Here is a 19662-nt window from a genome sequence, read left to right on the forward strand (position 1 = left end):
TATCGAAGAGCCACCGCAGAGAGCGAAGTTCTTTATGGCAAGGCGTAAGCGATGACGTAGTCCCCACGCATCGTGGAATCGCGTGCGCCTCCAGCCGATATCAGGATGTACTGCTTGCCGTTTTCCGGCGAGGTATAGCTGATCGGCGTGCCCTGGCTGCCGACCGGCAGACGGGTTTTCCAGACCTCTTTGCCGGTCTTCTGGTCGAAGGCGCGCAGATAGAAATCCTGCGTGGCCGCAAAGAAGACGAGACCGCCCTTGGTGGCCAATGAGCCGCCGATGGTCGGCATGCCGATCGGCATTGGCATGCTCATGCGGATGCCGAACAGTCTCGTGTCCTCGACAGTACCGAGCGGAACCTGCCACGAGATCTTCTGCGTCTTCATGTCGATGGCCGTCAGCGAGCCGAAGGGCGGCGCCTGGCAGGGAATGCCGAGCGGCGAGAAGAAGCGATCCTTGAGCACCGAATAGGGTGTGCCCTTGAGCGGCACGGCGCCCATGCCGGCATTGACCGACTCGTTGCCATTCGACGCCTGCGCTCCGGCCGGCTGCGGCACCATATGAACCCAGAGGCCGAGACGCATATCGTTGGCGAAGAGCATCGATGAGGTTGGGTCGTAGGACAGGCCGCCCCAGTTCATGCCGCCGAGCGAGCCCGGAAAGCTGAGCGAATAATCCTCGCCTGGCGAGGTGAAAAGCCCGTCATAGCGCAGCCGCGGAAAATGATCCGGCAAGCGAGCTGGTCGAGGGCCGTCATGCCCCACATGTCGCTCTCATGCAGAACCTCAGCGCCGATCTGTGGCATGCCTGTCGAAAGCGGCTGGGTCTTGGGATAAGCCTCGCCCTGGATCGGGCCGGCCTTCACCGGAATATCGGTCACTTCCGTAAGCGGCTTGCCCGTCAGGCGGTCGAGCACGAAGAGCTGACCCATCTTGGTGCCGATCACCAGGGCCGCAACCTTGCCGCCATCCGGTTTCGTAAAGTCGAACAGCGTCGGCTGCATCGGCACGTCGTAATCCCAGAGATCGTGATGCACTGTCTGAAAGTGCCACTTTTCGTTGCCGGTCGTGGCATCGAGCGCAAGGACCGAAGCGCCGTATTCTTCATCCAATTTCGTGCGAGGTACGCCCCACAGATCGATCGCGGCGCTGCCTACCGGCATGAACACCGTGTTCGAGGCGACGTCATAGGTCATCGGCGCCCAGACATTCGGTGTCGAGCGCGTGAAGGTCTTGCCTTCGGCTGGTGCCTGGCGATCGTCGGGATTGCCGGGATCAAAGGCCCAGCGCATCTTGCCAGTGACTGCGTCAAAGCCGCGGACCACGCCGCCCGGCATGTCGAGGGCAACGTTGTCGGCGACGCGGCCGCCGACAACAACAGTCGTGCCGGCCAACGTGGGCGGCGACGTCATCTCGTAGAGCGGGCTCGGCGCATCACCGAGTCCAGTCTTGAGATCGACTTCACCCTTGGTCCCGAAATCCTCGCAGAGTTCGCCGGTGTCTGCGTCGAGCGCGACGAGAACCGCGTCGATCGTATTCATGAAGATGCGGTGCTGGCAGACGGCACCGTGCGGCAGCGAGACCGACGGAACGGGTGTGCTGCCCGCCGCGGTCGGCTGAACGATCGGCTTGGCGGCATCGAAATAGGCCAACCCGCGGCAGCGTACCCAGACCGTCGTCTTGGTGGGAAACTCGTGCCTCCAGTTTTCCTTGCCGGTTGTCGCATTGACTGAAATAACCGTGTTGTGCGGCGTGCACAGGAAGAGCGTGTTGCCGATCTGGAGCGGCGTTTGCTGGTCCTCTGCTCCGCCACCACCGGGGCTGTCTGGAATATCGCCTGTGCGGAACGTCCAGGCGACCTTCAGGTCCTGGACATTTGAAGCGTTGATCTGGTCCTGCGCACCGAAACGATGGGCGAGGCTGTTGCCTGCATAATTCGACCAATCTTCGCTTGCGACAGACGCAGCGGGCTGTTCGTCGACGCGGGGGGTGAAAATGCCGTGAGGGGTGAACATGCCCCAGAACCAGCCGACATTGACAAGGAGAAGGACTACAAAGATGCCGGCCATCAGTTTTCCGCCGCCCGACCTGCCTTCGGCCCGGCGCAGCAGCGGAATGAAGATTGCCAGCACCATTGCAGCCATGGTGAATGTCAGGAGACGGGCCTCGAGCGCCCAGAAATCAAGGCCGGCTTCCCAAAACGACCAGAAAGCGGTGGCGATCACGGCAAGGCCATAGATCCACGCGCCCCGGCTGTGACCGCGCGCGATCTCGACACCCGAGACAATCACAGCCAGCCCCATGAGCAGATAATACCAGCTGCCGCCGCGGGCGATCAGCATGCCGCCGCCAATGGTGAAATAAAGCCCGACCAGCGCAAAAAGCACGCCAAGGACGATAAGAGTCGCGCGGGCTATGAAGGATATCTTGTTAGTGTCGGCCATGCTCACCTTCATTCTTGTTCAACGATCGGCGCTCACCAGCTAACTTTGCAATGAGGCCGCAACGATTCTGTAAAGTCCAAATTCTATATTTCTGCACGATCGGTGTCACGCTTTGCGTGTCTTGTCCTCATTGGCACGCGATACGTTCAGCGGCTGATCGACCATCCAGAGCAGCAACGCGATGACGGCGGGGATCAGAATCCCGAGCGCAAGCGGAAGTGCGCTTGTCGAAATCGACGACGCCACGATTTCTGACCACACGAAGGCCACCCCGAATTGCAGGGCTCCCACGAGGGCAGAGTCCACACCGGATTGTCCTCGTGCGCCCCTCCATAGCGATGGAGGTCTCGTTGGCGCTCAACAGTCCCGCCAATGCGACAGAGAACCAAGTTATCGAGCTCGAAGGCCGCTCGCGGCAATTCCTACATGAGCGAGGACGATCCGGTGATGGCGCTGGCGGCAATCGCTGGTGCCAGTTCGAAATTTTTCGTACCGCCGGAAGACTCGAAATCATACATCTTCTGCGTCACGAGAGCTGCTGCACCCCGTGCCCAGGAATTGTCTTCCCAGTCGGGTAGGAGTGGTGGGGCAGTCCGGAAGGTGCCCGCAGCCAGAGCCTGCCTGAGCGGGGCTAGAAATGGCTCTCCGAGTGATACGGCTTCACCGCCAGCGACGATGACTTCCGGGTCCGTGATGTTGACGAGATTGGCCAGCGCCGTCCCGATACAACGGCCGGCCTCTTCGACGATTGCGACGACAACAGGGTCTTCGGACACAAGCGCGACGCGAAATTCCGCACGACCTTTATCTTCCCCGCCACCGGTCTGCTCTTTCCAACGCCTTAGCATCGATGCTTCGGAATGATAAGCCATGAGGCAACCGCGTTTGCCACATTCGCATGGGCGGCCGTTCGGCTCGAAAATCGTGTGACCCATCTTGCCCGCCGCCCCGTTGGCTCCGCGGTACAACTTTCCCTCGATCACCTGTGCACAAGCTATTCCGACACCGACGGCGAGCACCGCCATGTTTCGATGCTGGCGCCCAAGGCCGAACAACTGCTGTGCGATCGCATAGGCGTTCGTATCGTCCTCGAGCCATACCGGCACGCTGAGACGCGACGCGACCATCTCCGCCAATGGCACGTTATTCCAGTCGAAGCGGTTGCTTCTTACGCAGACCGTTTGGTCATGGCTCATGACACCCGGCATAGCTATGCCAACACCGGCCAGCTTCGCGTGCGGACGATCCGCCAGATTGATAAGTGTGGGTACCGTGTCGACAAGCACGTTGGTGACAGTCTCGGGTGTGGAAAGGGGCAGCGGAACTCGCATTGCGGCAATGGGGTTTGTTGCCAGGTCTGTCGCAACACATTCAATCGTATCTGCCATCAGCTTGAAACCGAGAGCAATTCCATGATTGTAGTCGATTTCCACCGGGATGGGACGGCGCCCGGTAAGGCCCGATACGGCTGTACCTTCCTTTACGATGCCTTCCTCGATCAGATCGCCGATGACGAATGTCACCGCGGCCGGACTGAGCCCGGTTGCGATTGCAAGATCGGCCCGGCTCTTGGGACCATGCTGTCGAAGGAGGTTCAAGATCAGACGACGATTTAGTGCTCGTGTGGTCGTCTGATCGCCTTTTAGCTTCACGATTTCATTCCTTAATTTTGTAAATTAATTCTTGCGGCGCTGATTGTTATATGCATAAGTTCGCCCGTCGATCAACTTCGCAATGGTTATTCAAGGCTACGGGGGACGGGATTCGGTCGGCACACTGAGCGTTCTGCGCCGTCGTTGTGGAGGACGATGCGCAGGGACGTGTTCATGAGTTTCAACTGGGAGGGAATTCAATGGCATTCACGAACCCGTTTCTTACGACCACGCGCCGGACCTTCTTGAAAGGGGCCGGTATGGCTTCCGCCGCCGCAATTGCAGGCGGCTTTCCGATACCCGCAATCGCTCAGGCGCAGGATATCACCATTATCTCCGACATAAGCAATGGAGATGGCCTGACGGTCTTCCGCAAAATCGCCGACGATTTCGCCAAGCAGGCTGGTGTCAAGGTCCAGGTCAACAATATGGATCACGAGGCACACAAGACGGCGATCCGCAACTACCTTGTCGCCGGTGCGCCGGACATCTGCTTCTGGTTTTCCGGAAATCGTATGCGCGCTTTCGTCAAACGTGGCCTGTTCGACGATATCTCCGATCTTTTCGAGAAGGAGAAATACAAGGACGTGCTCGGTGCGGCAGCCGGCGCCGTTACCGTGAACGGCAAGCAATATGGTCTGCCGACAGGCGGGACGCTCTGGGGCATGTTCTATCGTAAGGATGTCTTCAGCCAACTGGGCGTCTCGGCGCCGACAAGCTGGGACGACTTTTTGGCCTTCGGCGCCAAGTGCAAGAGCGCAAACCTGACGCCTATCGCCATGGGCACCAAGGAATTGTGGCCGGCTGCTGGCTGGTTCGACCAGATGAACCTGCGCATCAACGGTCTCGATAAGCACATGGCCCTGATGAACGGCGAGATGAGCTATCTCGATCCGGCGCTCAAGCCAGTGTTCGACATGTGGGAGACCTTGATCAAGCAGGACTTCTTCACGCCGAACAATACGTCCTTCGGTTGGCAGGAAGCCGGCGCGCTTTTGTCGCAGAAGAAGGCGGGGATGATGAATCTAGGCGCTTTCGTGCGGGCGGCTTTCCCGAAAGATGATGTCGACCAACTCGCGCTGGCGCCCTTCCCAACGATAGACCCGAAAGTCGGCCGCTTCGAGGAATTCTCACTGGACTCGGTGCACATCCCGGCAAACGCAAAGAACAAGCAGGGCGCCCGCGAATTTCTGGCCTATTTCTACCGTCCAGAGAATCTCGCCCTTTATCTGGAACCTGGCGGCAATGTTCCACCGCGCAACGACCTGCCGCCGAGCAAGGATCCGCTTGTCAATGCCGCCGTGGCGTCGCTGAAGACGGTGCAGGGCACGTCGCAATATTACGACCGCGATAGCGACCCGGACATGGCGCAGGCGGGCCTGGTCGGGTTCCAGGAATTCATGGCCAAGCCCGAGCGGCGTGACGCGATCCTCCATCGGCTCGAGGCGACCCGCAAGCGTATCTACAAGCTCTAACTTCCTCCCAGCGACCGGGAGGCGGAGCATCGGCTCCGCCTCTCCCACCCGAAAGAGGACAAAATGATGATGCTCTGGCGCCGCCATCGCTGGTGGCTCACCCCGGCCTTGCTGATTTTGCCGGCGGCCATTCTCTTTTCTGTCGTGATCCTGTGGTCGGCTATGGAAAGCCTCTGGATCAGCCTGCACGATTGGGACGGCTTCAGCCCGATGACATGGATCGGCTTCGGTAATTACGTCGAGCTGTTCAACGATCCGCAATTCTACGTCTCGTTGAAGAACAATGTTATCTGGCTCGTCATGTTCATGGCGGCACCGCCGCTGGGACTGGCAATCGCGCTGCTGGTCAACCAGAAGATCCGCGGCATGCGGCTGATGAAATCCCTGTTTTTTATTCCACTGGTGCTGGCCTCGGTCGCCGTTGGCGTCGTCTTCACCTGGGTCTACACGCCCCAACTGGGATTGCTTGCGCTGATCTTCGGCTTTTTTGGCGCAACGGCGCCCGCTGTTTTGTCCGACGAGCATTTCGTGACCTTCGCGATCGTCATCGCCGCACTCTGGCCGCAGATCGCCTTCTGCATGGTCCTCTATCTCGCCGGTCTAAACAATCTCAGTGAGGAGCTGATTGGCGCCGGTCGGGTCGACGGCGCCAAGGGGTGGAACATGCTGCGCCACATCGTCTTGCCGCAATTGACGCAGGTCACCTTCATCGCCATTGCCGTTACAGTTGTCGGGGCGCTGCGATCATTCGACATGGTATCGGTCATGACGCAGGGCGGTCCTTTCGGTTCCTCCGAAGTTCTTGCCTATCAGATGTTCGAGCAATCGATCTTTTCCTACCGCTTCGGCTACGGCGCGGCGATCGCATCGGTTCTGTTCGTAATCATGGCGGTCTTCATCGCCTGGTATCTCACGCGCATTATCCGCATCGAAGAAAGAGGGGCCTGATGTATCCGCGCCCGATTCCCGAAGATGCCATATGGCGTCGCCGCTTCTATTTTATCGTCGTGCTTGCCATCCTGATCTTCTGGCTGTGCCCGCTCTTTGCCATCATCCTGACGTCGTTCCGATCGACGCAGGATGTCATGGGGGGCAACCTCTGGGGATGGCCGACCCAATTCGGCCTGGTGGAAAACTATACGTCCGTCTTCACCCAAACGCCGATGGCGCGTTACTTTCTGAACAGCCTAACGATCACGATCCCGTCGGTGATCGGCGTGCTGACTCTCAGTACGCTCGCCGGCTTCGTGCTGGCGCGCTATCGCTTTCGCGGCAACATGCTGATCTTCGCCTTGTTCGTCGGCGGCAATTTTCTGCCCTATCAAATCATGATGATACCGGTGCGCGATCTGATGGTGCGCATCGGTCTCTACGATACGACAGGGGCGCTGGTCATCTTCCACATCGCCTTCCAGACGGGTTTTGCGACACTGTTCATGCGCAACTTCATCGCTGCCTTGCCGGATGAGCTGTTCCAGGCGGCGAGAGCCGAGGGGGCCACACCGTTCCAGACCCTCGTTCATGTGGTTATACCGCTCGTTCGGCCAGCGCTCGCGGCGCTGGCGATCCTGATCTTCACCTTCGTCTGGAATGACTATTTCTGGGCCGTGGTATTGACGGTGAGCGATACGGTCAAACCGGTCACGGCCGGACTTGCCAATCTTCGAGGAGAATGGGTTTCCGCTTGGAATCTCATTTCCGCCGGCACGATCGTCGTCGCGGTGCCGCCCGTTATCATGTTTTTCCTGATGCAGCGACACTTCATCGCCGGCCTCACCATGGGGGCGGTGAAGGGATGACCAATCCGCCGTCTCTCGCCCTCTCGTCCTTTATGCCAACTCCCTCTGAGAGTCCCGAAGCATGAGCAGTCTCGAACTTCGAAACGTCAACAAGAATTATGGCTCCTATCATGCGCTGCGCAGCATAGATCTTTCTGTCGAGCAGGGCGAGTTCATCGTCATGGTCGGCCCTTCGGGCTGTGGCAAATCCACCTTGTTGAAGTCGATCGCCGGTCTTGAAACGATCTCCTCCGGCCAGATTCTGATCAACGGCCGCGACGTCAGCAAAGCCGAACCTGGTGAACGCGGCATCGCTATGGTATTCCAGTCATACGCGCTCTATCCGCACATGACCGTCGCCGAAAACATGGGATTTGGGCTGCGGATGGCAAAACGTCCGAAAGCCGAAATAGATGCGGCGGTCGCGCAAGCGGCGAAAATTCTACGCATCACCGACCAGCTCGACAAACGACCGAAGCAATTGTCCGGCGGCCAGCGCCAGCGCGTCGCCATCGGGCGCGCCATTACCCGCTCCCCTGATGTCTTTCTATTCGACGAGCCGTTGTCGAATCTTGATGCCGCTCTTCGTACGCAGATGCGTGTCGAGTTGAGCGGCCTGCACGCTGAGCTTGGCGCGACCATGGTTTATGTCACCCACGATCAGATCGAAGCGATGACCATGGCAAGCCGAATCGTCGTGCTGAACAAGGGCGCGATCGAGCAGGTCGGCTCGCCGCTGGAGCTCTATCGCAACCCGGACAATCTTTTTGTGGCGGGTTTTCTCGGAGCGCCGCGAATGAACTTTCTCGGCGTCACGGTCGATGAGACCTCCGGCAATTCGATCCGTGTTTCAGCACCGGGCCTTTCACCCTTGACGATCGAGCTGGCAACGCCGGCCCATCTGTCAAAGGGAACGGCGCTGACGCTTGGTATCCGGCCCGAGAATATCTCGGTGGTGACGGACGGTTCGGAAGCCGCAGTGAGCGGCCATGTTCGGCTTGTCGAACATCTTGGACGTGAAACGATCCTTTATGTCGATGCCGGCAACCTCAGGACCGTTGCTTCCGAAAGCGGCACGGGAAACATCACCGTCCAGCTCAGTTACGTGGCGCCTTTCAAGGCCGAACAGCCGGTCGCGCTGAAACTGGATGCCGGCCAACTCTATCTCTTCTCGCCTGACGGCGGACACACAATCAGCGCCCGCAAGGCAATCATAGAACGGTAGAAAAATGACAATGTCTGATAGCAAAGCTTCTGCAGCAATCTCGGTCTGGAATCCGATCAGAACCGATCGGTTCCTTGTCGGTGCTCCCCATTATCCAGAGCATGTCGACGAGAGCTATTGGGAGCGAGATGCGGACCGCATGGCGGCCGCAGGTTTCAACGTGGTCAGGATGGCCGAATTTGCCTGGCATATTCTCGAACCGGAGCTCGGCATATTCAATTTCGATCTGTTCGATCGGGCGATCTCCGGTCTCGGCCAGCGCGGAATCGATACAATCATGTGCACGCCGACGGCGACGCCACCGAGATGGCTGACAGTCGCACATCCGGAAATCCTGCGGGTGGACGGTAAGGGCCGCTCCATGAGCCATGGCTCGCGCCAGCATTGCGATACCGCAAGCCCGGTGTTTCGCGAGCATAGCAAGCGCATCACGAGGGCTATGGCCGAACACTATCGGGACAATCCGCATGTCGTCGGCTGGCAGACCGACAACGAGCTGAATACCAGCATGCCGGAATCCTTCTCAGCGGCGACGCTTTCGGAGTTTCAGGCCTATCTTGCCGACAAATACGGCACGATCGACAAACTCAATTTCGCCTGGGGCGGGGATTTCTGGGCGACCGCCTATAATGATTTCGATCAGGTTGTCCTTCCGATCGAGTTTGGTCCGACGTTCCCGAGCCCTGGGCATTTGCAGGACTATCATCGTTTCCTCGCGTTTTCCACGGCGCGCTTCCAACACGAGCAGGTCGAAATTCTGCGCGCGACCAAAGCCGATTGGTTCATCTTCCACAACCTCGGCGGCTTGCGCGATATTGACTTTCGCGGGCAGTTCACGACCGATCTCGATTTCGTCGGCTATGACATCTACCCGATGCTCTACGACGAATTCCAGCGCATCGGCAACCACGCCAAGGTGCAAGCCCTGCATCTGGATATCTGCCGCGGATTTTCGGGTAACTATATTGTGCCCGAACAACAGTCCGGCTTCGGCAGCCAGCCGGGTTTCTGCACTTTGACTCCCGAACCCGGAGAGATGCGGCGGATGGCGATGTCCTCTGTCGCCCGGGGCGCCGATGGCCTGATGTTCTTCCGCTGGCGTCCGGCCCACTTTGGCGCCGAAATCTACTGGATGGGGATCATCGATCATGACGACGTGCCACGCCATCGGTACGAAGAGGCGAAGCGTTTTGCCATCGAGATGAAAACGCTCAACGACAAGATTCTCGGCACCTATGTCCGCATGGATGTGGGCATCGCAGGATCGGATTTCGACAATCAGGAAGCGCACAAGACCTATCCTATCGGACTTCCAAGTCCACAGGACGATGCCGTCCTCCTGCATCAATATTGCTATGACCGGGGTATAGCCTGCGGTTTTATCCATCCAGAAGATGATCTCTCCAAGCTAAAGCTCCTCTATGTTCCGCACTGGGTGATGTGGAAGGACGGGTGGACGGAAAGACTGAAAACGTTCGCCGAGCAGGGGGGCACGGTCGTGATCGGCGCGCGCACCGGGACGCGCGACGAGAACAATCATGTTATCAGGCAGACCGCGCCGGGTGCATCGCTGTCCGGTTTGACAGGCGTTCGCGTCGAGGATTTTGGACGGCTCGTAGCGCCCGGCGCGAAAGGTTTGTTCGAGGTCATGGAGCGTTCCGGTGGTTTGGTGGTCCCGCCAAACAGACCGGCCGAATCCTACCACAGGCAGCGGCGTTTCAAGATCGGCAACCGCGAACTTGCCGCCGGTTACTTCTATGAGAATCTCGTCGTCGACGATGACGTCGAGACATTGGCGGTCTGGTCCAATCGGTATGCGGAGGGGACACCGATGGCGACCTCCCGGAGGGTTGGCAAGGGTCGTGTCGTCTATCTTGGCACCTATCTGACGCCGGATCTAACCGATGCCCTTTCTGAGCGTCTTTTCTCCGATGCCGGGGTCCAGCCACTCATTGCCGACTTGCCAGCGGGCATCGAGGTGACGATGCGCATGAGCAACGATCGGCAGCTACTTTTCATCCAGAACTACCTGAGCAAGCCTGCGAAGATCGCCCAGGTGCCGGCCGGACGCAATCTCCTCGATGCCGGCAAACCCGTCGGCGGTGAGCTTGAGCTCGAAGGCTATGGCTGCGCCGTGATCCAGATCTCTTGACCAGATCTCTTGAAACGAGGAGCCGCAGGGTCGTCCGGCGGCATGACATTCAGGAAGACGATATGACCAACAGAGACAAAATTCGCTGGGGCATTCTTGGCCCCGGCCGGATCGCCGGCGACTTTTTTGCGGGCGTCGCTCAATCGAGAACAGGCCGCGTCGATGCAATTGCGACTCGCGAACCGAATAGGCCCGGTCTCGCGGAACGTTTCCCGGGTACAAGAATAATCAAGGGTTATGAAGCGTTGTTGGCCGACCCGAATATCGACGCCATATATATTTCGACGCCGCATCCCACTCATGCGGAATGGGCGATCAAGGCGGCCAGGGCAGGCAAGAATGTGCTTTGCGAGAAGCCGATTGGTCTTTCCGCGGCAGAGGCTGAGGCGATGCTGGTCGCTGCACATGCGGCTGGCACCTTTCTCGGCGAAGCCTACATGTACCGGCATCATCCGCTAACGCTAAAGCTGATCGAGCTTTTGAAAGAAAAGGCGATCGGCGATGTCCGGATGATCAAGTCGAGCTTCGGCTTCGCAAAACCTTTCGACAAGGCGCACCGCCTGTTCGCCAACGACCTCGCCGGCGGCGGCATCCTCGATATCGGCGGCTATCCAGTCTCAATGGCGAGACTGATTGCCGGCATCGATGGAGCAAATGGTGTCCTCGAGCCAGATCAAGTTTTTGCAGTGGGTCATCTCGGCCCGACGGGCGTCGATGAGTGGAGCGCAGCTGTTCTGCGCTTCCCGAATGGTATCGTTGCCGAAGTTGCTTGCTCGATATCCTTGGCGCAGGATAATGTTCTGCGCATCTTCGGCACGGCCGGATCGATCGAAATCGATCATTTCTGGTTTGCCGCCGGCAAGCAGGGTGGCACCGCCGTCATCAGGTTGTGCGATGCTGCCGGCACGCGGACCGATATCGCGGTCGATGAACCTCGTCACGTCTATAGTTTCGAAGTCGATGCGGTCGCGGACGCAATGCGGGCGGGCAAGAAGGAGTTTGCCTATCCCGGGATGACCGCCGCCGATACGATTGGCAACCTCAAAGTCATGGACAAATGGCGTGCCGGTATCGGGCTGGAATATGCTTTGGAAGCGCCTGCAGTTCGGACGAAGACGCTTGCGGGTGAAACCCTCCGCCGCGGGGAGCAAATCGTTCCGAGGGGTCATATTCCGGGCATCGAGAAAGAAGTGTCGATGCTGGCGCTTGGCATGATGCTGTTTTCGACTTTTCCAGCGGCATCGATCGCTCTTGACGAGTTCTTCGAGGCAGGCGGCAATCTTGTTGATTCCGCCTTCCAGTACGGAGGCGGCACGCAAGACCGGCTGATTGGTGAATGGGTGCGCAGCCGCGGGGTCCGCGCCGATGTGGTGATCATCGAGAAGGGAGCTCACTCGCCCTTATGCTATCCTGATGTTATCGCCAAGCAGCTCGCAACCAGCCTCGAGCGGATGCAGACCGACTACGTGGACATCTATTTCATGCATCGCGACAATCCCGACATTCCGGTCGGCGAATTTGTCGACGCCATGGATGCCGAAGTTCAGGCGGGTCGTATCCGTGGTCCGATCGGTGGATCGAACTGGACGCGCGAACGAATGGATCAGGCGATCGAATATGCTGAACGGACAGGCAAGACCAGGCCGAGCGTCCTATCGAACAATTTCTCGCTCGCTGAGATGATCGATCCTGTCTGGCCAGGCTGCATCGCATCGTCCGACACGTCCTGGAAGCAATGGCTGAAAGATCGAAAAGTCATCAACTTTGCATGGTCGAGCCAGGCGCGAGGCTTCTTCACCGACCGGTCGGGGCCCGATAAGATCGAAGACCGTGAGCTCGTTCGGGCCTGGTACTCCGATCTCAATTTCCAAAGAAAGGCGCGCGCAGAGGAACTCGGCAGGCGCCTGAACAAGGACCCGATTCAGATCGCCCTGGCCTATGTGCTCAATCAGCCCTGGCCGGTCGTTCCGCTGATCGGACCGGCAAGCCTTGCCGAGCTTCGCCACAGTCTTATCGCGGCATCGATAGCGCTTTCGCCGGACGAGGTCCAATGGCTGGAAATTGGCTGAAATGTAACGAAGCAACGGCTATAACGTCTACAGAGCCAGAAGGCACTTCATAAAGAATTGCCCGCCGTGGGAAGGGCGAAGCTCGATCACCTGCAAGTGGACGTTGGCGCGTTTGCAGAGTCTCAAAAGTCAGGTGCAGAAGCTATAACGAGCTTAAGTTATTTGCGACAGCCGACACGAACCCCGATCGCTGTCAATCAGCACCGAACATCGGACCCTTTTTTGTCAAGGGCGCCCGTGAGGTGGACAGGTTACTTCCATGAAGGCCATCGAGCCGTCGATGATTATTTCGCCTTGCTTGAGGTGCTCGGGCGGGCTCCATCTGGCCCGGCCGAGATGCCGTTTGCGACATGAAGTATCAGCTGAAAGCCCGCGGCTATCGCCGGTCCGACGGTTCAGACTGCTTTGTAAAGCATAGGGTGGCCGTTATCGAAGCTTTTACGTCCCCTTTTCCAGCCGACAACCACTCGAGCAACCTCCCGTACGGCAGCGCGGGGACCGGTGCTGTCGAGGAGCACGATTGTCGCTTCGCCACCTGGTTGGAGGTGCGTGTTGCCGTCGAGTTGGCTCACCATGTTGAAGACCAGGCTCATTTCGTCATCACGGGAGAGCTGGGCGACATTGGCATAAAGATTGGCCATGCGGATTAATGAAGCGTCGCCATAGGGCGTGAAGGGGTTGAGCACATTGTTGGTGGCAATGGAGGTAGCAACGCCGCTTTTTGCGAGGAGGTGAGCCGGTGCCACGCCACGCGGAACCAATCGGTCATACCCTCGTCCCATCAGGAAGAGGTCAGTTGCCGGGAGAACCGAGAGCGCGATGCGGGCCTTAGCGAGACTATCGGCGATGGTTAGTACCCGCGCTTGCGGCATGGCCGACAAATTTGTGACATGGCCGATAGACACGCGGCCTTGCCAGCCATGGCGAAGTGTTGACTCGATCACCTTTGGTAGATCGGTGCGATCGGGATCGAGGCTAAAATCGAGATGAAAGTCGACCGAGACATTGTGCTTTGCTGCCAGAGCAAAAACCATATCTACATGCCGACTGGGAGAAGAGTCCGTATAAGGGCAGCCGCCCACCAGATCCGCCCCATTCGAGAGCGCTGCGTCGAGCAGATCATATGTTTCCGGCTCGTTCGTGAGCCCGTCTTGAGCGAAGGCGCAGATTTCGATGTCGGCAGCGAAGGCATAATCCGCCCGGATACGCTTGATCGCCTCGAAGGAACGGAAACCGGCGCGGGGATCGATTTCGACGAAGGTCCGCATGCGCGTTGTGCCGTGAGAAATTGCTTTCTCTACCACGCGGGCGGCTCGCGCGTAGACATCGTCCTCGTCGAAACCTGCCTTGGCTTTGGCCGTTTCCTTTACGGCTTCGGCAAGCGTGCCCTCGCAAATCGTACAACGGTCGAGAATGCAGGCTTTATCGAGATGAATATGCGTGTCGATGAATCCGCCAAAGGCAAAGCATCCCTCGCCATCGACATCCGATACGGCATCGCAACGCATGCGGGACTCGATGGCAGCAATCTTGTCTCCCTGCACGGCAATGTCGACGAGATCGCCATCTTCCCGGATACGGACATTTCGTATGAGGAGATCGTAAGGTTGCCCGGTGACGCTCACAGCAGGATCGCGCCTCCGTCGCTGCGCGGATCATGCGCGCCGTTTATCATCCCGTCTTCCTCAATCCGGATTACGCCGGCTTGGCCGCCAAGTGGGCTCAGCGCGTCGATGGTCGAGATCTCATGCCCCATGGCCGCCAAGGCAGAAACTATTTCGTCGCCGATATTTGCCTCGATTTTCAGGCTGTCCCGGTTATCTGAGAAGGTGCGACCGAGCAAAAAACGCGGGCGAGCGAGAGCGGCAGCCGGATCAAGGTCGTGGTCGATAAGAAGGCTAAGCAGCAACGACAGCGTTTGTGGCTGGCCGTCCGCACCCTGTGTACCGTAGACGAGATGCGGCCGCCCGTCCCTGAGCGCGATACCCGGATTGAGCGTATAGAAAGGACGCTTCCCGGGCAGGATATAGTTAGGGCTCGCTGGATTCGTGCTAAAGGCCGCGCCTCTGTTTTGCCACAGGAGGCCGGTGTCGCCGATCACCACGCCGCTGCCCCAGTCGAAGTAGAGGCTTTGCAGCAGCGATGCGCAACCTCCATTGACATCCACGGCCGCAAGCAATGCGGTGTCGCCGTATTGATAATTATGTGGCCAGGGTAATGCCCTACGTGGATCAATCGCTGCGGCTTTTGCGACGAGACGAGATGGATCGAGAAGGCGTTTCGAGATGTCCGCAGCGAAGCGAGGATCGGCAATCGCATGCCGGTCGAGGAAGGCCTGTTTCACAGCCTCAATCAGCAGATGATAATAGGCTGGGCTATCTGGCTGGAAATCCGCCAACGGCAGATGGTCGAGCACTCCCATTATGGCGAGAGTGGTAATTCCTTGCGTCGGTGGGGGCGGAGCAAGAAGTATGGTATCCCGATAAGTCTGTTTGAGGGGAGCCACGACATCGGTCCGCGTGGTGGCAAGATCGGCAGCCGAAAGCGGCGAACCAACCTCGTTAAGTCCGCTTATAATTCGCCGCGCAAGAGCACCTTCATAGAATTCACGCGTACCGTGACGAGCTATGGAACCCAGCGTACGGGCCAAGGCGGGTTGGCGTTGGATGCCGCCAGATCGGAAAAGCTTCGTGAAACCCGCCCAGCCGTTCAATTCAACGCGTCGGAATTCGTACCAGAAAGCCTGCGACCGGCTGACTTCAAAGCCACCGTCTGCGATTGCAATCGCGTCGTCGAGAAGAGTGGCCAATCGTTCGGTGCCCGCCCATTCGGCGGCGGAGTAAGCAAGCACTTTCTCCCAGCTGTCCACCAGGCAGGCCGTTGTAAGTGTGGAGGCTGCGCCGCGTAAAGGTATGTCACCACGCGGCATGATTGCCGCTGCCTGTCCAATGCCGGCAAAGGCCCGTGCGTTGCCGTTTCTGTCGGCAACTAGCCAGACCGCGTCGCCACCGAGTCCGCAGAAATGAGGATAGGTGACCGCCAGCACTGCTCCGGCGGCAATCAAAGCCTCGATCGCATTGCCACCACGCCTGAGCACTTTTGCGCCAGCTTCGCTGGCCAGCCAATGCGGTGTCACGATCATGGCGCCGGAAGATGACGCATCGGTTTGAGCGGTTTGTCTGCCGAAACGGATCATGAGTGGATTGCGGTGGAGCTTCCGATGGCGATACAGCATTCCTTAAGAACGATTGCCACGACTATTGACGAATGTCCGGCCGACAAAATCGGTCTTCGCACTGATGGCGATGCTGTTGCGTTCGGCATGAGTAAAATCCCTGGGGGTACGATCCGCAAAGGGAGATATGCAATACAGATGCCATAAGGGATCGCGGCTGGATGAGATTGAGGCTCGGATTCTCAAGTATTTGTAATATCTGGAATAAATATTCCTTTGGCTCCTTCGCAGTGGAGCGACCGACGCAAATTCATGGGCGTTCCCCGCAGGTCAACGCCTATGAAATCACCTGATCTTGCGCAGGTGATGAAGAAAGTGGCTTGCCAGTCGCCGGTACGTTCTACGACCGGTACGCATCCAGGCGTCGAAATTTTTGACATGGATCGCCGAAATAGGAAAGTGCGCTGACGGCAGGCCAAGCTGGATTTCTTGACAGTGCAGGCAAGAACATATAGTGAACATTTAGATGAAGAAAACACTCAAAGAACGTCTGGCTGTTCTCTCTGATGCGGCCAAATATGACGCGTCCTGCGCTTCGAGCGGAACGGCAAAAAGAGATTCGTCCTCGACCGGCGGGCTCGGTTCTACGGAAGGGTCCGGCATTTGCCATGCCTATGCGCCGGACGGTCGATGCATTTCGCTTTTGAAAATTCTGATGACCAACTTTTGCATCTATGACTGCGCCTATTGCATCAACCGCTCATCGAGCAATGTCGAGCGAGCGCGATTTTCGGTGGAGGAGGTGGTCTGGCTGACGCTCGAATTTTATCGGCGCAATTATATCGAAGGCCTGTTTCTTTCGTCCGGCATCATTCGCTCCTCCGATCATACGATGGGGGAGATGGTACGCATTGCCCGCGAATTGCGCACGGTTCATAATTTTCGCGGTTATATCCACCTGAAATCCATTCCGGAAGCCTCGCTGCAATTGATCGAGGAGGCCGGACTCTATGCCGACCGCCTGTCGATCAATATCGAACTGCCTACCGATGCCGGGATTGGAAAGTTTGCGCCGGAAAAGCGACCTGACAATATTCGTCGCTCGATGGGCAATCTGCGCCTGAAAATCGAGGAGATGGCCGAGCCGACCTTGCGGACCAAGAGACGGCGAAAATTCGCGCCGGCTGGGCAGAGTACGCAGATGATCGTCGGCGTCGATGCCGCGAACGATGCGACGATTCTCGATACCAGTGCGCGGCTTTACGGCAGCTATGGTTTGAAGCGCGTTTATTATTCGGCCTTCAGTCCGATCCCGGATTCGTCAAAGAACCTGCCGTTGATCAAGCCGCCGCTGATGCGCGAGCACAGACTTTACCAGGCTGACTGGCTTTATCGTTTTTATGGTTTCGATATCGACGAGATTACTTCGACACGGAAGGATGGCATGCTCGATCTTGACCTCGATCCTAAGCTGGCATGGGCACTCGGTCATCGCGACTGGTTTCCGGTCGATGTCAATCGCGCCGAAAAGGAGACGCTTTTGCGGGTGCCCGGTTTTGGCGCTAGAACGGTAAAATCCATTCTTTCCGCTCGCCGTTTCCGCCGATTGAGGCTGGAGGATATCGGACGGCTCGGTGTTTCATTAAAAAAGGTACGGACCTTCGTTATCGCCGAAGGCTGGACGCCGCATCGGTTGGACGAGCGAACCGATCTGCGTTCGATGTTCATGCCCAAATCGGAACAGCTGTCCTTGTTATGACCGCGAGCTGTTTTCTCGAAGGACGGGGTGATCTTACCGAGTGGCGGGATGCCGCGCGCCGTTTTCTGATGGCAGGGATAGAACCCGCGGAGATCGACTGGCGGCTGAGGGGCGACGAGCAGGGGCTGTTTGATGCCACTGCAACCGTGTTCCCGAATCTGCGCTCTTCTCCAACTTTGACGGAAACGGACACGATACAGGTTTCTGTGCCGCTGGCTTTTCTTCGGCTCGCTGAAGCCGTAGTCTGCCACTCCAATCCTGGCCGGTTTGCGTTGCTTTATCGCCTTCTGTTTCGCCTGAAACAGGAACGGCATCTGCTGGACGTAAAATCGGATGTCGATGTCGTCGCGGCGCACGGCATGCATAAATCCGTGGGTCGCGACTATCACAAGATGACGGCCTTCGTACGTTTTAAGGAAATGCCGTTGCCTGCGGGCACAGTGGGCCGCCGCCGCTTTTTTTCATGGTTCGAGCCAGACCATTTTATCGTCGCGCGGGTTGCCCCGTTCTTCCAACGCCGATTTAACGACATGGATTGGATAATAGCCACACCGCGTGGATCGGCCTCTTGGGATGGCGAGACCTTGCGCACCTCGACGCAACCGGCGCAAAAGCCCGACATAAGCGATGAGACAGAAGAACTCTGGCGCACCTATTATGCCTCCATCTTCAATCCTGCCCGGTTGAAGGTGAAGATGATGATGACGGAGATGCCGAAGAAATACTGGAGGAATTTGCCGGAGGCGGATCTCATTCCCGGCCTGATCGCTGGTGCGGAAGCGCAGGTTATGGATATGGGACGACGGCAGGCCAGCGAGCCCTTGCCTTTTCATCATCGCCTGCAGGCGGCGGCCGCGCAGGTGCAGGCCAGGCCAGTTGTCGAAATCGATACGATCGAATCGCTGCGGCAGGAGGCGCGGCATTGCAGCCGTTGTGATCTCCACTGCCGCGCCACTCAGACGGTATTCGGTGAAGGACCTGTCGATGCCCGGTTGATGATTGTTGGTGAGCAACCGGGTGATCAAGAGGATCTTGAAGGACGTCCATTCACGGGGCCTGCGGGTCGCATTTTCGATGAGGCGCTGTCACTCGCCGGTCTGGACCGGCGCATGCTTTACGTCACCAATGCGGTCAAGCATTTCAAATATGAGCCGCGGGGCAAACGTCGAATCCACAGGCGACCCAATATGGGTGAGGTGCAGCAATGCCGCTGGTGGCTGACCCGCGAGATTCACCTGGTGCAGCCGAAGGTAATTGTGGCCATGGGGGCAACCGCACTGTTTTCGCTCACCGATTACAAGGATCGTCTTGAGGACCTTCGCGGCCGGTCGATCGTGATGGAAGAGGGACGGACTCTGTTCGTGACGGTTCACCCCTCCTATTTGCTGCGCATTCCCGACGAGGGTAGGCGAGCGGAGGAGCTGGCGCGCTTTCGCGACGACATCCGGCGGATCGGACGCTTTGCTGCCTGACCATCGGGCCGGGCGCGCATATAGGGCGCAGACCGGAGATCCAAGATCCGGGCTTATTTGAAGACAAGCATCCGCGGCCGAATTCCGGGGATTGCTGGCCTTGAGTCAGATGGTTGGCCATCATAGCGTCTTGGACGCCGGATATGGTCGAAGCGGCCGCCGACGGCGATGGATTTCACCCCGACCAGTGTGTTACGATCCGATCGGGCGACGATTGATCATGCTTTCATCCGCGGATTGGCTACCGCATTTCCCATGTTCGTCGCCGGCCTTCTCCTGTCTCGGAACGGGCATAAGCCGAAGCCTTCCCCAACATAGTCTGAGGATTTCCCATTATGCCAGGATTTCGCGACACGTTGGTCAGGTTGCTATGTTCAACTCATTTCTGGCCTTGTAGATATCGTGGTTTATCAGAGTGCTCCGGCGAAGACGGCTGGGTTCGCGTGCCGGCTTATATTCCAA

At 58.1% G+C, this 19662-nt stretch carries 12 protein-coding genes and 2 pseudogenes; 9 read left to right on the top strand and 5 right to left on the bottom strand.

The features are described 5' to 3' along the window. Positions 1-32: 32 nt before the first annotated feature. The 3 genes and pseudogenes from ACJJVH_RS29285 to ACJJVH_RS29295 all read right to left on the bottom strand — a co-directional run bounded on the left by ACJJVH_RS29285 (position 33) and on the right by ACJJVH_RS29295 (position 4095). Positions 33-2443, bottom strand: a pseudogene (locus ACJJVH_RS29285) (membrane-bound PQQ-dependent dehydrogenase, glucose/quinate/shikimate family). Between the two features lie 105 nt (positions 2444-2548). Further along, entirely contained in the window at positions 2549-2749 is a 201-nt protein-coding gene (locus ACJJVH_RS29290) for a hypothetical protein (RefSeq protein ID WP_412066867.1), read from the bottom strand. 116 nt (positions 2750-2865) lie between these two features. Continuing rightward, positions 2866-4095: an ROK family transcriptional regulator gene (locus ACJJVH_RS29295; RefSeq protein WP_412066868.1), complete on the bottom strand. Its 1230-nt coding sequence runs from the start codon at positions 4093-4095 to the stop codon at positions 2866-2868. Between the two features lie 200 nt (positions 4096-4295). On the opposite strand from ACJJVH_RS29295, the gene ACJJVH_RS29300 reads away from it, so the two are divergent. The 7 genes and pseudogenes from ACJJVH_RS29300 to ACJJVH_RS29330 all read left to right on the top strand — a co-directional run. After that, a complete protein-coding gene (locus ACJJVH_RS29300) occupies positions 4296-5570 on the top strand; it encodes an ABC transporter substrate-binding protein (protein WP_113358360.1) in 1275 nt (424 codons plus the stop codon). Between the two features lie 63 nt (positions 5571-5633). Continuing rightward, complete coding sequence (locus ACJJVH_RS29305) at positions 5634-6518, top strand: carbohydrate ABC transporter permease (RefSeq protein WP_113358359.1); 885 nt, start codon at positions 5634-5636, stop codon at positions 6516-6518. Beyond that, a complete protein-coding gene (locus ACJJVH_RS29310; RefSeq protein WP_412066869.1) occupies positions 6518-7369 on the top strand; it encodes a carbohydrate ABC transporter permease in 852 nt (283 codons plus the stop codon). Before ACJJVH_RS29305 ends, ACJJVH_RS29310 begins: the two co-directional genes overlap by 1 nt. Positions 7370-7430: 61 nt before the next feature. After that, positions 7431-8573: an ABC transporter ATP-binding protein gene (locus tag ACJJVH_RS29315; RefSeq protein ID WP_113405875.1), complete on the top strand. Its 1143-nt coding sequence runs from the start codon at positions 7431-7433 to the stop codon at positions 8571-8573. Between the two features lie 10 nt (positions 8574-8583). Continuing rightward, complete coding sequence (locus ACJJVH_RS29320; protein WP_412066870.1) at positions 8584-10725, top strand: beta-galactosidase; 2142 nt, start codon at positions 8584-8586, stop codon at positions 10723-10725. Positions 10726-10787: 62 nt separating this feature from the next. Continuing rightward, entirely contained in the window at positions 10788-12794 is a 2007-nt protein-coding gene (locus tag ACJJVH_RS29325) for an aldo/keto reductase (RefSeq protein WP_412066871.1), read from the top strand. 246 nt (positions 12795-13040) lie between these two features. After that, positions 13041-13195 (top strand): annotated as a pseudogene (locus ACJJVH_RS29330) (DNA polymerase III subunit epsilon); the annotation flags it as partial. Here ACJJVH_RS29330 and ACJJVH_RS29335 read toward each other — a convergent pair. Then, positions 13190-14419, bottom strand: a complete 1230-nt coding sequence (locus tag ACJJVH_RS29335; protein WP_412066872.1) for an amidohydrolase family protein — start codon at positions 14417-14419, stop codon at positions 13190-13192. The pseudogene ACJJVH_RS29330 and the gene ACJJVH_RS29335 overlap by 6 nt on opposite strands. Continuing rightward, entirely contained in the window at positions 14416-15990 is a 1575-nt protein-coding gene (locus ACJJVH_RS29340) for a gamma-glutamyltransferase family protein (RefSeq protein ID WP_412066873.1), read from the bottom strand. Before ACJJVH_RS29340 ends, ACJJVH_RS29335 begins: the two co-directional genes overlap by 4 nt. Positions 15991-16495: 505 nt before the next feature. On the opposite strand from ACJJVH_RS29340, the gene ACJJVH_RS29345 reads away from it, so the two are divergent. Then, on the top strand, positions 16496-17728 hold the full coding sequence (locus tag ACJJVH_RS29345) for a putative DNA modification/repair radical SAM protein (RefSeq protein ID WP_412066874.1): 1233 nt from the start codon (positions 16496-16498) through the stop codon (positions 17726-17728). After that, positions 17725-19200, top strand: coding sequence for a UdgX family uracil-DNA binding protein (locus tag ACJJVH_RS29350; protein WP_412066875.1), 1476 nt, complete (start codon positions 17725-17727; stop codon positions 19198-19200). The genes ACJJVH_RS29345 and ACJJVH_RS29350 overlap by 4 nt, the downstream gene beginning before the upstream one ends. Positions 19201-19662 lie beyond the last annotated feature (462 nt).

The sequence above is a fragment of the Rhizobium sp. SYY.PMSO genome (assembly GCF_046840415.1).
Classification (GTDB): Bacteria; Pseudomonadota; Alphaproteobacteria; order Rhizobiales; family Rhizobiaceae; genus Rhizobium.